Raw genomic sequence first — 14,520 nt, forward strand, 5'->3', positions numbered from 1 at the left:
CCTTATCGTGAAAGACTGAACCACCCCCGGTCCTGCCAACGGCCCGGCACTGCCTGAGGCTCGATCATCAGATCGCTCAGCGCCCAGATCAGCGCATCCGCGCGATCGGGCGAGGCTGCCCCGCCAAAGCCTCGGTTCGAGAAAAGACAAAGCTGCGACTCAAGAGCCGCAAAGCGCCCATGATGGATCACACGTCCCTGCTCATAGAGCGCCGCAACAGGCTCGGCGCGCGCCGCCTTGCCACGCGATGCCGTCACCATTCTGAGCGCAGCCCTGGGATCGACGCTTCTGAGCGTCGCTTCCACCAGAGCCCCACCAAAATTGCGTTCCGCCACAATCCTGTCTGCCTGCCAGAGCGCTGCCGCCTGTATGGCCCGACGTGCCCACCCCATGGGTGTGTCACGTGTGGAGCAATCCTCCAGCACATGCCCGATTCCATTGTGGTCGATGGCGGCCACAACAATACCGATTTCGTCCGCACCCAGATCCGAGGGCCCGGAGGCCCCTGAAGGATCGATCGCCACGACGACACGCTTCATCTGCCCAAGCAGGGCATCGCGATGCTGATCAGAAACCGGTTCAGCGCGCTGGAACATATCACCCCGCCAAAGCGCACCCTCGATAACGGTCTGATACTCCCCCAGCAGAAAACGCCTCCGATCGCGATCGGGCAGTGCATCCAGCTGGCCCAGATAGGCCTCGCTAAGATTGGCCCGGTTCTGCTCAGGGTTCATGACCATCGAGGCATAAAGCGAGGGGTCCGCATGACGCATCCCTGACCGTGGCTCGATGCCACTCTCGAAAACGGCGTATAACCAGTGATCGGTCGCAGGCGGATTGGCGTCGATATATTCCCGCGGCATCAATCCACAACGCTGTGCGAGACGCGTCAGCAACATGTTCCGCGCGCCATAGCTTATCTGACTGGCTTCATTCAGATAGATCGTCGCAAATTCCAGCCCGAGAATTTTCTCTGTCCGCGCTGAGTCATCCAGCCCCCCAAAGAGGATCGACGACCCGTTGGGAAACAGGATCCTGTTGCTCTGCCCGTCCCATTTGTACCGATGCTGCGGAAAGCAGCATTGCATCACTTTCGGAAACGTATCCTGGATGATGCTGGCTCGCAGTGCATTCTGGCGGTGCCTGAAGACGCCATGCCGCGAGTGCGGCTCCCGCAAGGCCCTGACAACCAGCGCCCGGATCAACACAAATGTCTTGCCCGAGCGCGATCCTCCGCGAAGAAATATGTGGCGGGCCCTTCCCCCGAGCAGCCGATTGGCCTCTTCCTGAACCGGTGTCAGCGCAAAACGCGACTCAGAGCGTGTCATCACCCTCGCCCAGGGTCAGTTCCGGCTCGGGCTCGTCACCTTTTCTTGGCACATCCCTGAAGCTCGCCGGGCGATGCGCCCGCAGAAGCATACGCAGCAACCCGTCGCTGTAGCGTTTGCGCGTCACCGGATTACCCTCGGCATCACAAACAAGCCGCCCCCCGTAAAGCACCGGCTCTTCGTAGCCATGGATGGCTCTCCGCCTGGCCTCAGCCTCTAGAAGATCTGTCGCCTCCTCCAGTGCCTGCTTCCATTTCTCACAAAACAGTTCATCGCCACGGCGCCAGTTATAGGCCGTCTTGCGATCAATTCCCGCGGCACGTGCCGCCTCCGAAACATTGGCGCTCTTTCTGAGATGATCGAGAAAGACGCTTTGCAAGCCCTTGCCTCTGGGGCGCCCCCGGATGGCGCTTCTGCTGTCCATTCCAACTCCGTTGCCTGAGCCTGAGGAGTGGTGCGTCGAAAAAAACCTGTCCGTGCCAATATCGAACCCGGCTCATGATAATACCGGATCCCAAATCGAGACCTGCCATGAGCCTGATAATGGCATCGCATACGCCTCGTAGCCTGCAGCATCAGGTATGACGCTGTGCTGACCCCTACCGTCACAATCACAGATGACATCGACGGCGCGACGCCAAGGATCCGATCCCTTCTCGGTCTTTCTCTGCCATCTCATGCCTGAGGCGCTGTCTGATCAACGCGACACAGGCAGGACGAACAGAGCCCAAGCGTACGAGGCCTGCCTTTTTGCGAAGGCAAGGCACTGCCCTTACCCTCATATCGCCCGAGGGCAGGTTCGCTTCTGCGATATCACTCCACCCCAAGGGCAGCTCCGCGCGATGGCGCAATTCCGAAGCTGCAATCACCGGGCTCAGAACAGCATTTTCCAAACCGGTATGCACAACGACAAACAGGTAATTTCTGCACACAACCACATCCCCGACGTTGATGTCGGGATTTGTCATATCTAATTATTTCAGCATGTATTATTTATACTATATTTTATGAATTTTTGCAATATTTTTTTTATTATAATATCCACAGAGCCATTCCAATGCGAGAGCACATTGTGCTGCGGTCTTGGTTCTCGCCTGCGCGCGTGCCCCTTCAGGGAAAATCAACCGTGCCATATCAGGAAAACTCATCTCCCTGATCAGCATCATCTCGATCCGGCTATGCAGGCTATCCCCCATGAGCATGTGGAGCTGTCTTAACCGCGCTGCGCACTTGCCCCGTCCGAGCATCCACGTGTGGATATCGCCTTTCTCCGTGGCCCTCCGCTCCCCTTGCGCTTCGACCACCCCCCTCTCGGCGTAGTCATATTCTGCGCGCCAACGTTGCGCCGCCGCCACCTCGTCGTCTCCGATATCGCCAGCCTTATACAGCCAGGCCACTGTCGACCACAGCCGAAGCGCCTCACCCTCCTTCCTGAAATGATGACGACACATCCTCTCAGGCGTTGGCATGTTCTCTTCCCGAACCCGATCCGCCTCGCTCTTCGTCATCCCAATCCTGCCCCCCCATATCCAGACGCCGCATAATTCAGCCTGACCTTCGCACCACTTCAGATTACCGGACGTGCCGCCCCATACCCGCAAACCTCGTGATAAGCCGGCGCTTCACCCTCGGGCCACAAAGCGCCCCAACTCACCTTGTGACCTGCCGGCAGCGCTCCAGACTCATCGCGGTCATACTCCAGGGCCACCACCCTGCATCGCGTGATTTCCGATGCACGCACGACCAGCTTGGAGATAGGCTTATTCACGTCTTGGCCGGATGATGCGCCATTTAAAGAACGCCCCCTTTTGCGCTCTGGCCTGAGCCCCACCCTCGCATGACGATCCATGCTCATGAGCATTCTCGCCAGTTCGGCACCGGTCGTGGCCCGACTGGGCTTTTCTGCGGACATTTTCATGATACCCACCTGATTCACCCCGAAATATGGCTAAATGCCATAAGTTCAATCATGCTTATGACTGATAATTCCCCTCTGGATTTGGCAATGAGCCATTGCTATGAATGCCTCATGGCCAAAAACAAACGTCCCGACTCGCTTGCGATCGTTCAACGCGCCATCGGGCGTCGTATCACCTGGGCAAGAGAACTCGTCTTTCCCAATCAGAGCGAATGCGCGCGCCTACTGGGCGTGGATGCCTCGACCCTGAACAAGATTGAGAAGGGCGATCGCGCGCCAAGCGTGTTCCTCATCATGTCTCTCTCCAATCGCTTACGGGTCTCGACCGACTTTCTCCTGAAAGGGGTGCTGAACGGTCGCACGGATGAAGAGATGGCTCTCCGCCTGGCGGCTCTGCACCCAGAGTTGGTACTCCAGCAGCAGGACATGGCGTCTCACATGGACAAAAGCACGCCTTGCGACATGCAAGAGGCGCCCAGGAAACAAGATCAGGACCATTCTTAGCGTCCTCGTTTTTATCGCACATCCGGAAAACAGCCTTCTTCGTACGCAGACATAGCGCCTGAAGCGGGACGCAGCAAGAACAAAACGAGAACATACGCGTTCTCAACCATTCCTTGCGCCTCGCGCCCTTGCGTTTTGATCAGCAACAACCGACCAGCTGCGCCTTGAAGCCGAACTGACTTCTGGACGATTAACGTCTTATTAATGGCATTGTGCCATAAAGTCAAGAATAGATTATGGCGATAAGCCACAAGACCGGTGCAGATGCGTTCTGCAACCATTCTCTAAAACAACATTTATGCGACATTTTATGTCAGCGCCTATACGATCCGAAGATGAGTAATCTGGATAAGTAATGATCAGCGTCAACGCTAGGCTATCATTTTCTTAATGTTAATTCAGATTAATGCAACAACATAAACTGCCGTAAGGCATCTTCCCTTCGTACGAGAAGAGAGCGCATGAATTCATGAACGCCATCGTCGTAACTGCCTTAAGGCGGCCCCTGACCTTTGTCGTCTTTTCGATCCTGATTCTGATGTTTGGAATCATGTCGATCTTCAAGACGCCAACCGACGTGTTCCCCGAGATCAAGGTGCCTGTCGTTTCGGTCATCTGGACCTATCCCGGTCTGCTGCCGAACGAATTCGCCGGGCGAATCACCTATAATTTCGAGCTGGCAGTCACGACGACTGTGCAGAACATCGAGCATATGGAATCGAATTCCTATTACGGGCGTTCGATCGTCAACATCTACTTCCAGCCTGGCACACCTGTCGGTACGGCTGAAGCAGAAGTGACAGCCATTTCACAAACGATTCTCCTCGGCCTGCCGCCCAAGGTGCCGGCCCCGATGATCGTCGCGCTCGATCCCTCACAGGTTCCTGTCATCGCGCTTCAGATCACCTCCGAGAAACAGACACCTTCCGATCTGTTCAAACTCGGCGTCATCCGTGTTCGTCCGCTCCTTGCCACCGTTCCCGGCGCCGTCGTCGCCCATCCCTATGGTGGCATGGACAGCTTCGTGATGGTGTCTCTCAATCAGGAACAGCTTCGCGCCCACCACCTCTCGGCTGCGGATGTTCAGGCAGCTCTTACCGCACAGAACATCGTTCTCCCTGCAGGCGACCAGAAGATCGACGCCACGGATTGGATGGTCCAGACCAACGCTGCGCCGGAATCGATGGAAGACATTGCTGCCATCCCGGTCAAGCGCGTTGGCAACGCCGTCATCTATATCCGTGACGTGGCCGATGTGTATCGCGGCGGTCATCCCCAGACCAACCTTGTGCTCGTCAAGGGTCGTCAGGCCGTCGAGATGATCACCCAGAAGGGTGGTACGGCCTCGACGCTCGACGTGGTCTCCGCCACCAAGGCCCTTCTGCCACGCCTGCGCGCCATCCTGCCCCCGGACGTTCAGGTCTCCATCCTTGCCGATGCCTCGGTCATGGTGAAGGAACAGATCAAGGACGTGGTCCGTGAAATGATCACGGCCTCCATCCTGACCGGCATCGTGGTGCTGCTGTTCCTCGGTTCGTGGCGTTCCACCGTCATCATCGCCACCTCCATCCCGCTTGCCATTCTCTGCTCGATCATCGGGCTCGGCTGGGCGGGTCAGTCCATCAACATCATGACCCTTGGCGGTCTTGCCCTCGCCGTCGGTATCCTCGTCGACGACGCCACCGTGATGATCGAGAACATCGATACCCATCTCGAAATGGGCAAGGATCTCGAACTCGCCATCATCGACGCCGCCAACCAGATCGTCATCCCCACCTTCGTTTCCACCACCTGCATCTGCATCGTGTGGCTGCCGCTCTTCGAGCTGTCCGGGGTCGCGGGCTATCTCTTCATGCCCATGGCGCTCGCCATCATGTTCGCCATGATCGCGTCCTTCATCCTCTCGCGTACCCTTGTGCCCACCATGGCGAAGTTCCTCCTCGCCGGTCAGGTCCACCATGCCCACGGCCATGACGACCACGCCCCGGCGCCCAAGGGCTTTTTCGGCCGCTTCCAGCGTGGCTTCGAGCATCGCTTCAACAATTTCCGCGAAGGCTACAACACGCTGCTGACACGCTGCGTGGCCCGTCGCGGCATGTTTGTCGGCGTGTTCCTGCTGATCTCCATCGCTTCGCTGGGTCTCTATGGCGTCGCAGGTCGTGACTTCTTCCCCGAAGTCAAATCGGGCTCGCTGCAGATGCATATGCGTGCCCCGCTCGGCACCCGTATCGAAGTCGCAGGCCGCATCGCCGCGCTGGTCGATAATCGCATCAACCAGCTCCTGCCGGGCAAGGTCGAGAACATCATCTCCAATTGCGGCCTGCCTGAAGGTCCGCACAACCAGGCCTTTATCCCCACGCCGACCATCGGCACGCAGGATTGCGATCTGACCATTGCGCTCAAGGATGAGGAATCACCCGTGTGGGATTACCGCGCCCTGCTCCGCAAGGATCTCTCGGCACGCTTCCCCGGCACAGTGTTCACCTTCCAACCCGCCGACCTGACCGACAAGATCCTGAATTTCGGTTCGGCCGCACCGATCGACATCCAGCTCTCCGGCCCCAGCGTCTCTGATAACTACAATTACGCCAAGCACCTGATCGGCAAGATCCGCCAGATCCCGGGCACGGCCGATGTCGTGATCCAGCAGACGATGTCCACCCCCACCCTCATGGTGAATGGCAACCGTACCTTCAGCCAGGCCACCGGTCTGAGCGAGAACGATCTCGCTACGAACGAACTGCTCACCCTCGCGGGTTCCGGCGTGGTCGATCCCCAGTTCTGGCTCGATCCGGTCGATAACGTGACCTTCCCGCTCAACGTCTACACGTCGCAGGACCAGCTCACTCACCTGAACGACCTGCTCACGGTTCCCATCGACAAGGGTGACGGCAACCCCAACGACCAGACGCAGCTTCTGGGCGCCATTGCCGATGTCGTGCCTACCGGCACACCGGGCGAGGTCTCGCACTACAACTCGATGTCAGAAATCGACATCTACGTGAACGTCGAGGGCACCGATCTGGGCAATGTGCTCGACGCCGTAAACGACACCATCGCCAAGGATGCCCCCAACCTGCCGCGCACAACAGCGGTCGATGTTCATGGTCAGGCCACCACCATGCATGGTGCCTATGTCCAGCTCGTCTTCGGCCTCTGCGTCTCCGTCGTGCTGATCTATCTGCTGATCGTCGTGAACTTCCAGTCCTGGCTGGACCCGTTCATCATCATCACGGCCCTCCCCGGCGCATTGGGTGGTATTGCCTGGGCCCTGTTCCTGACCGGCACCCGCCTGTCGGTTCCCGCCCTTACCGGCGCCATCATGTGCATGGGTACGGCCACCGCCAACTCGATCCTCGTCGTGTCCTTTGCCCGTGAGCGCCTCGAGGTTCATGGCGATGCACTGCGCGCTGCCATCGAGGCCGGGTACGGTCGTATCCGTCCGGTTCTCATGACCGCGCTCGCCATGATCGTCGGTATGATCCCGATGGCCACTTCAAACTCCACCAATGCGCCGCTTGGTCGCGCCGTCATCGGCGGCCTGATCGTGGCTACCATCTCCACCCTGCTCTTCGTGCCCTGCGTCTACGCGATCCTGCACAACCGCTCTGCCCGCCAGAAGGAAACCGTCTAATGGCCACCTCCCCCAAGATCATCGCTGTTGCGGGAGGATGCGTCCTCGCGCTCTGGGTCGGCGCCCTCGTTGTCGGTCGCGTCCACCACAATCACGCCCTCGCCACCGAAACGGCGCAGAACGCCATCCCGAATGTCGCGGTGCTGAACCCCATCCAGTCGCCTGACAAGGTGGCCCTCACCCTCCCCGGCAATATCGATGCATGGTATCAGGCCCCGATCTACCCGCAGGTCTCGGGCTATGTGAAAATGTGGTTCAAGGATTACGGCGCCCATGTGAAGGCTGGCGATGCGCTGGCCGAAATCAACGCACCCGCGCTGGATGCGCAGTACGCCCAGGCTCAGGCGGACCTAAATGCGGTACTCGCCAAGTACCACCTTGCCGCCGTCACAGCCGAACGCTGGCGCGCGATGGGCAAGTCGCAATCGGTTTCAGGCCAGTCGGTCTCTGTGTCGAACGCCAACGAGCAATCGGCCAAGGCCGAGGTCGATGCCGCCCAGCGCAATGTCGATCACTTTGCGGCCCTCGAGAAGTTCAAGACCATCGTGGCCCCCTTCGATGGCATCGTGACATCGCGCAGCATCAATGTGGGCGATTACGTCCATGATGGTGGCGGCAATCTCAACAGCACGGGTGCAGCGTCCGAGCTGTTTACCGTGGCCGACGTGCACAAGCTGCGCCTCTTCGTGTCCGTGCCGGAAGTGTTCTCCTATATCCTCCAGCCCGACATCACCGCCGATGTCAGCGTGCCCCAGTTCAAGGACAAGAAGTTTCGCGCGAGCTTCCTGACCACAGCACGCGGCTATGACCCGAACACCCGCACCGTGACCTCGGAATTCACCATGGAAAACCCCGGTGAGGTTCTCTGGCCCGGCACCTTCGCCTCGGTCCAGCTCAAGGCCCACAACGAAACGGCCCACCTTTTCGAGGTCCCGACCTCCGCCCTCGTCTTCGAGGAAAAAGGCATGCAGGTCGTCGTCGTGAATGACGACAACACTGTCCACTACAAGAACGTCGTCGTAGGCCGCATGGCGGATACCTCAACCGAAATCCAGGCAGGCATCTCGCCCAAGGATCGCATTATCGCCAACCCGCCAGCCGACCTGCTGGAAGGTGACAAGGTCAACGTCACCACACCCCAGCGCGGCTACAACCAGTCCGGATTCGGGGCCTCGGAATGACCACAAGCAAGATCAAGAAGCTGGCTCTGGCCTGCGGCACGGTTCTGACAGCCTTCGGTCTGTCAGCCTGTGACCTCGCGCCAACCTACAAGCCGCCCACCTTCGTCGTGCCAGCCAGCTGGCACGGCCAGGGCCCCTTCGCCACAGCCACCCCGGCCGATGCCACGCTACCCACAAATTGGTGGACATTGCTGAACGACCCGCTTCTCAACCAGATGGAAGCGACGCTCACAACCTCCAATGCTGACCTGCAGGCCGCAGCCGAACGCTTCATTCAGGCACGCGCCCTCGTGGTGCAGGCCCGTTCGGAGCTGTTACCCCATCTTGCACTCGGTGCCGGCGCCTTTGACAACAAGCAGTCCGAGGACCGCCTGTTCCGCTACAAGGGCAACATCACCGAGACGGATGAAGAATATCACGGCCTGGCCTCCTGGGAGCCCGATTTCTGGTCGTCCATCCGCAACCATGTGCGCGCCCAGAAGCAGTACGCGCAGGAAAAAGCGGCCGACTTCGCCATGTCACGGCTGAGCCTTCAGGCTGAACTTGCTTCCGACTACGTGCAGTTGCGCGGCTATGATGCGCAGATCGCCATCTACAACCAGTCGATCGGCTATTATCAGAAGGCTCTGCAGATCACGCAGAACCAGTTGCTGAACCAGGCTGCCCCACGCCTCGACGTGGCCCGTGCCCAGGCGCAGCTCTACTCGACGCAGGCCGCCGAGCTTGATGTGCAGGCCGCCCGTGAAGTCACCGAGCACGCCATCGCCATCCTGACCAATGCCTCGCCCTCGTCGTTTCATATCGCGCCGACGCAGGTCATGGGCTTCCATCAGCCCAGCCTTCCCGCCGGCGTCCCGTCCGAGCTGCTCCAGCGCCGCCCAGACATCGCGAGCGCCGAACGCGAGATGGCACAGGCCAATCGCGAGATCGGCATCGCCCGTGCTGCGTTCTACCCGCACATCTCGCTTCAGGCGGGTGGCGGCTTTGCCCAGAACGGCTTCGATCTCGCCAATCTGGCCAATTCGCTCTGGTCCTACGGCGCCTCGTTCGAGCTTCCCATTTTTGAGGGCGGCATGAGACGCGCCGAACTCCAGCATGCCTGGTCGGCCTATCGCGAGACACGCGACAACTACCGCAGCAAGGTGCTGGACTCCTTCCGTGAAGTGGAAGACGGCTTGTCACGCACCAGCCGCCTCGATCAGGAAAATCGTACGCTCGAAAAAGCCGTCGACGCGACCCTGGCGACCCAGAACATGACCATGACGCTCTATCAGGGCGGTGTAGGCACATATCTTGAAGCCATCTTTGCCCAGGTCCAGACGCTGGAAACCCGCATCCATCAAATCGAGGTGGCAACACGTCTCTACCAGGCTGATATCGGACTGGTCCGCGCCCTTGGCGGCGGCTGGAACGTTAAGCTCCTGCCCACGATGGATCAGACGCTCTCCATCACACCGCTGCAATATGACGATCTGCACCACCCGCAGCCCGTTGGCGGCGTCAATATCTCGCAGCACCCCGAGCAGTTCGAAAATCTCAGCAGTGCCGCCCCTCAGGCACCTGCTGCCGCAACGGGCAAAACCCTTCGCCCGATGTACGACCAGTAAACCCCGCCCACCTTCGGCGTTGTCCGCCTCACGACAACGCCGGAGCACCTTGTCTGGATGGCAGGTTCACTCTGACGACTTGCCATTCCAGCGCAATCCACAAAATCAGACGCAAGACCCACCGTCCCTGTCGCGGCCCATGTCTCGCCGAGCCGTTCAATCCGCCTCTATATCCGTCCGGTCCTGGTCAGAAAGACGCGCATCGTGCTGCTCTGATGGGAAAGTCCCGGAGATGCGTGGATAGTGCCACCCGTCTGATCCACAAGGATCAAATGACCCTCGGCCCCCGGCATCGGCCAGCGAGCCCACCAGCAGCGACGGCACTATAAGATTTTTTTGACGTTCAGGCCCGCCTGTCAGTACCCGACATCGCGCTGGACACAGGCAGGGATAACACCCTGATCGTAAAACGCCTGAAGGTTACGCGCCACAAGCTGCGAGGCCGTCCCCGTCTGGGTCGGGGCAGAGATATGAGGCAGTACCGTCACCTTGGGATGACTCCACAACCAGTCGTCCTTCGGCAGAGGCTCACGTTCGAAAACATCAAGCACAGCATGCGACAGGTGCCCACGGTCAAGCGCCCTACCCAGCGCCGCCTGATCGATAATCGGACCCCGGGCAAAATTGATGAGTGATGCCCCCTCGCGTATCTGCCCGAAACGCCAGTCATCAAGCAGTCCACGGGTTTGCGGCGTCAGTGGCAGAAGGACCACAACAATCGCACTTTGCCTCAACAGGGCTTCGAGCCCGGATGGACCGTATGTCATGGGAATATCCGCCGTTGCCCACGGCGTGCGGCTCCAGCCCGTCACGGGAAAGCCGTTTTCCTTCAATCTCTGCGCAGCCGCTCGCCCCAGATTCCCCATGCCCAGAATACCGACAGGGCGGTCCTGCGGTAAGACGAGCGGATGCTGACACCAGCGCGCCTTTGTCTGCTGCTCGCGATAAAGCGGCATGTCGCGATGCAGATAAAGCGTCCAGGCCAGCACCGCCTCTGACATCGTAAGCGCCAGCTGCGGATCAGTCATCCTGACAATGCGTATCGCCGGGTTCGGCATTTCCTCGACCAGCCGCTCGACCCCGGCCCACAGACTTTGCACCCATTCAAGCATGGGTAGGTCGGACAGATCAGCCGGATCCGGGTTGGCGACCACAGCCATACGCGCCGTACGTCGCTCTCCGTCTGTCAGGTCCTCAAACGGCATGACCCTTATATTGTTCAGGCAGGCATTGATCGACTCAAGGCTCTCTTGCCTCTCGCGCGGCGTGATCCGCCCGCAAAAGGGCACTATGATGGTCATGACACACGCACCTTTCTCCGAGCCGCTGGAGCAGCTTTCTTCTTCTTGACGGATGTTTGCACCTCGACGGCACGAGGCGGCAGGAGCGGCCCGAGGAAACGCCCGGTGTGGCTCCCTTCGGTCGCTGCAATGACCTCTGGTGGCCCCTCGGCAACGATCCGTCCGCCACCATCACCGCCTTCCGGGCCAATATCAATCAGCCAGTCCGCCGTTTTGATCACGTCCAGATTATGTTCGATCACGAGAACGGTATTCCCCTGATCCACCAGCGCATGAAGCACATCCAGCAATTTGCGCACGTCCTCGGTGTGCAAACCTGTCGTGGGCTCATCCAGAATATAAAGTGTCCGTCCCGTCGCCCGTCGCGCCAGTTCCTTCGACAGCTTGACGCGCTGGGCCTCGCCACCCGAGAGCGTCGTCGCCTGCTGGCCCAGCGTGACATAGCCAAGCCCCACCTGCTGAAGGATTGCCAGCCTGTCGCGAATACGCGGCACCGCATGGAAGAAGGGCAGAGCCTCATCCACCGTCATGGCCAGCACATCGGCAATCGATTTACCGCGAAACTTCACATCCAGCGTCTCACGATTATAGCGCTGTCCCTTGCAGGTATCGCAGGTCACGAACACGTCGGGCAGAAAATGCATCTCGATCTTGAGCACACCATCACCCTGGCATGCCTCGCAACGCCCACCCTTGACGTTGAATGAAAAACGCCCCGGCTTGTACCCGCGCGCCTTGGCTTCCGGCAGTTCGGCAAACCAGTCGCGTATTGGCGTAAACAGATCTGTATAGGTTGCCGGATTGGAGCGCGGCGTCCGTCCGATAGGGGACTGATCGATGTCGATAATCTTGTCGAGATGCTCCAATCCCTCAAGCGCCTTGTACGGCAACGGCGACTGATTAGCTCCCATCAGCTCACGCGATAGCGCCTTGTAAAGTGTATCGACCACGAGGGTCGATTTACCACCACCCGACACCCCGGTAACGGCCACAAAGCAACCCAGCGGGAAACGCGTCGTCACGTCATGCAGGTTGTTGCCGGACGCCCCCACAAGGGTCAGCATGCGGTCCCCATCGCAGACGCGACGCTTTTCCGGCACCGGGATTACGCGTCGGCCAGAGAGATAATCTCCTGTGATGCTGTTCTCGTTTTTTGCCACTTCCTCAGGGCGCCCACAGGCCACGACCGTGCCACCCAGCGCACCCGCCCCCGGCCCCATATCGATCAGCCAGTCGGCAGCCCGGATCGCGTCCTCGTCATGCTCGACCACGATGACCGTATTACCGAGCTTCTTCAGCCGGTCGAGCGTCCCGAGCAGACGCTCATTGTCACGTTGATGCAATCCGATAGAGGGTTCGTCGAGCACATAAAGCACACCGGTCAGCCCCGATCCGATCTGGCTCGCCAGCCGGATACGCTGGCTCTCTCCACCCGACAGCGTGGCCGAACCACGTGAAAGAGTCAGATAATCGAGGCCCACATCATCCAGAAACCGCAACCGGTCGAGGATCTCACGCAGGATACGCCGCGCAATTTCGGCACGCTGCGGCGTCAGGGACGCCTCGACGCCCCCAAACCAGTCAAGCGCCCGCCGGATGGTCAGATCGGAGGCCTGCGCGATATTCAGGTGGTTCACACGCACGCAAAGCGCTTCAGGCTTCAGACGCGCACCATGGCAGGCATGACAAGGGACGTCGGACTGATAGCGTGACATTTCCTCACGTACCCACATGCTGTCCGTCTCGGCCAGACGACGTTGCAGGTTACGCATCACCCCTTCAAAAGGCTTGGTGAGTTCGTAGGCCCGCTTGCCATCCTTGTAGGTAAAAAGAACCGAGTCCTCGCTTCCTTCAAGCAATGCCTGGCGAAAATGCTCATCGAGCTTTTTCCAGGGCGTTGTCATCTTCTCCCTGAAATGACGCGCCATCGCTTCCAGCGTCTGGTCGTACCAGGGCGTCTTGGCATCGCGCCAGGGGGCGATCGCCCCCTCGGCAAGAGACAGATTCTCGTCAGGCACGATCAGCCGCGCGTCGAAATGCGTCTCTGTGCCTATCCCGTCGCATACCGGACAGGCACCCATCGGCGCATTGAACGAGAAAAGGCGCGGCTCGATCTCCTCAAGCGTAAAGCCACTCACCGGGCAGGCAAACTTGGCCGAAAACACGATATGCTCGCTCGCGCCTTCTTCCCCGGCGCGACGCACCTGCTCGGCATAGGCAACGCCATCGGCAAGGCTCAGCGCCGTCTCGAAGCTGTCAGCCAGACGCGTCTCGATACCCGGCTTCACCACCACGCGGTCAACGACAACCTCAACCGTATGACGCAACTTGCGGTTCAGGTGGGGGGCTTCTGCAATTTCATAGGTCTCGCCATCGACCTTCACACGCGTGAAGCCCTTGCGCTGAAGCTCGGCCAGCTCCTTGCGATACTCCCCCTTGCGATCGCGAATTACAGGAGCCAGCAGCATCAGCCGTGTACCCTCCTCCATCGCCATCACACGATCGACCATCTGGCTGACCGTCTGTGCCTCGATGGGCAGCCCTGTGGCGGGCGAATAGGGCACACCGGCACGCGCCCAGAGTAGGCGCATGTAGTCATGAATTTCGGTAATCGTCCCGACAGTCGAACGCGGGTTTTTCGATGTGGTCTTCTGCTCGATCGAGATGGCAGGGGACAGCCCTTCGATCGAGTCCACATCCGGTTTGCCCATCAGTTCCAGAAACTGGCGCGCATAGGCCGACAGGCTCTCGACATAACGCCGCTGCCCCTCGGCATAGATCGTATCAAAAGCGAGCGACGACTTGCCGGAACCTGACAGCCCCGTGATCACCGTCAGCTGGTCCCTGGGAATATCGGCGTCGATATTCTTCAGATTATGCACGCGGGCACCGCGCACACGAATGGACTGGTTGTACGGCAGATCAGACATCAGCACCACGCAAGGCAGATTGGGGACGGAAAGACGAGAACGTTTCGAGACCTATGTAGGATTGCCCCCCACAGGATTAAAGTCGGCAGCAATGCCGCCCGAGGCGTGACGCCAGCG

At 59.5% G+C, this 14,520-nt stretch carries 9 protein-coding genes; 4 read left to right on the forward strand and 5 right to left on the reverse strand.

Features of this window, described 5'->3' with window-relative positions:
* Positions 1-2: 2 nt before the first annotated feature.
* The 3 genes from P5689_RS06190 to P5689_RS06200 form a co-directional block, all read right to left on the reverse strand.
* Positions 3-1,328, reverse strand: coding sequence for a phage terminase large subunit (locus tag P5689_RS06190; protein ID WP_285532493.1), 1,326 nt, complete (start codon positions 1,326-1,328; stop codon positions 3-5).
* Positions 1,315-1,752: a hypothetical protein gene (locus tag P5689_RS06195; protein ID WP_023979314.1), complete on the reverse strand. Its 438-nt coding sequence runs from the start codon at positions 1,750-1,752 to the stop codon at positions 1,315-1,317. The genes P5689_RS06190 and P5689_RS06195 overlap by 14 nt, the downstream gene beginning before the upstream one ends.
* A gap of 574 nt (positions 1,753-2,326) precedes the next feature.
* Positions 2,327-2,836 (reverse strand): hypothetical protein, encoded by a 510-nt coding sequence (locus P5689_RS06200; RefSeq protein ID WP_285532494.1) that lies wholly within the window; start codon positions 2,834-2,836, stop codon positions 2,327-2,329.
* Between the two features lie 329 nt (positions 2,837-3,165).
* On the opposite strand from P5689_RS06200, the gene P5689_RS06205 reads away from it, so the two are divergent.
* From P5689_RS06205 to P5689_RS06220, 4 genes are all read left to right on the forward strand, one after another.
* Positions 3,166-3,750 (forward strand): helix-turn-helix transcriptional regulator, encoded by a 585-nt coding sequence (locus P5689_RS06205; protein ID WP_285532495.1) that lies wholly within the window; start codon positions 3,166-3,168, stop codon positions 3,748-3,750.
* A 469-nt stretch (positions 3,751-4,219) separates the two neighbouring features.
* The gene (locus P5689_RS06210; RefSeq protein ID WP_285532496.1) at positions 4,220-7,384 is read left to right on the forward strand and encodes an efflux RND transporter permease subunit; all 3,165 of its coding nucleotides are present in this window, start codon (positions 4,220-4,222) and stop codon (positions 7,382-7,384) included.
* Positions 7,384-8,565 carry an efflux RND transporter periplasmic adaptor subunit gene (locus tag P5689_RS06215; RefSeq protein WP_023979309.1) on the forward strand — a complete coding sequence of 394 codons (1,182 nt, stop codon included), beginning with the start codon at positions 7,384-7,386 and terminating at the stop codon, positions 8,563-8,565. The genes P5689_RS06210 and P5689_RS06215 overlap by 1 nt, the downstream gene beginning before the upstream one ends.
* On the forward strand, positions 8,562-10,172 hold the full coding sequence (locus P5689_RS06220; protein ID WP_035444409.1) for an efflux transporter outer membrane subunit: 1,611 nt from the start codon (positions 8,562-8,564) through the stop codon (positions 10,170-10,172). The genes P5689_RS06215 and P5689_RS06220 overlap by 4 nt, the downstream gene beginning before the upstream one ends.
* A gap of 356 nt (positions 10,173-10,528) precedes the next feature.
* On the opposite strand, the gene P5689_RS06225 is transcribed toward P5689_RS06220, so the two are convergent.
* Both P5689_RS06225 and uvrA read right to left on the reverse strand, forming a co-directional pair.
* Complete coding sequence (locus P5689_RS06225; protein WP_285532497.1) at positions 10,529-11,473, reverse strand: glyoxylate/hydroxypyruvate reductase A; 945 nt, start codon at positions 11,471-11,473, stop codon at positions 10,529-10,531.
* Entirely contained in the window at positions 11,470-14,403 is a 2,934-nt protein-coding gene (gene uvrA / locus P5689_RS06230; RefSeq protein ID WP_285532498.1) for an excinuclease ABC subunit UvrA, read from the reverse strand. The genes P5689_RS06225 and uvrA overlap by 4 nt, the downstream gene beginning before the upstream one ends.
* Positions 14,404-14,520: the final 117 nt, after the last annotated feature.

Source organism: Asaia sp. HumB (genome assembly GCF_030263835.1).
GTDB classification, from domain to species: domain Bacteria; phylum Pseudomonadota; class Alphaproteobacteria; order Acetobacterales; family Acetobacteraceae; genus Asaia; species Asaia bogorensis.

What these genes read in the sequence shown, in the direction of transcription:
- P5689_RS06190 (WP_285532493.1), bottom strand. Translation starts at nt 1,328, where the DNA reads ATGACACGCTCTGAGTCGCGTTTTGCGCTGACACCGGTTCAGGAAGAG.
- P5689_RS06195 (WP_023979314.1), bottom strand. Translation starts at nt 1,752, where the DNA reads ATGGACAGCAGAAGCGCCATCCGGGGGCGCCCCAGAGGCAAGGGCTTG.
- P5689_RS06200 (WP_285532494.1), bottom strand. Translation starts at nt 2,836, where the DNA reads ATGACGAAGAGCGAGGCGGATCGGGTTCGGGAAGAGAACATGCCAACG.
- P5689_RS06205 (WP_285532495.1), top strand. Translation starts at nt 3,166, where the DNA reads ATGACGATCCATGCTCATGAGCATTCTCGCCAGTTCGGCACCGGTCGT.
- P5689_RS06210 (WP_285532496.1), top strand. Translation starts at nt 4,220, where the DNA reads ATGAACGCCATCGTCGTAACTGCCTTAAGGCGGCCCCTGACCTTTGTC.
- P5689_RS06215 (WP_023979309.1), top strand. Translation starts at nt 7,384, where the DNA reads ATGGCCACCTCCCCCAAGATCATCGCTGTTGCGGGAGGATGCGTCCTC.
- P5689_RS06220 (WP_035444409.1), top strand. Translation starts at nt 8,562, where the DNA reads ATGACCACAAGCAAGATCAAGAAGCTGGCTCTGGCCTGCGGCACGGTT.
- P5689_RS06225 (WP_285532497.1), bottom strand. Translation starts at nt 11,473, where the DNA reads ATGACCATCATAGTGCCCTTTTGCGGGCGGATCACGCCGCGCGAGAGG.
- uvrA (WP_285532498.1), bottom strand. Translation starts at nt 14,403, where the DNA reads ATGTCTGATCTGCCGTACAACCAGTCCATTCGTGTGCGCGGTGCCCGC.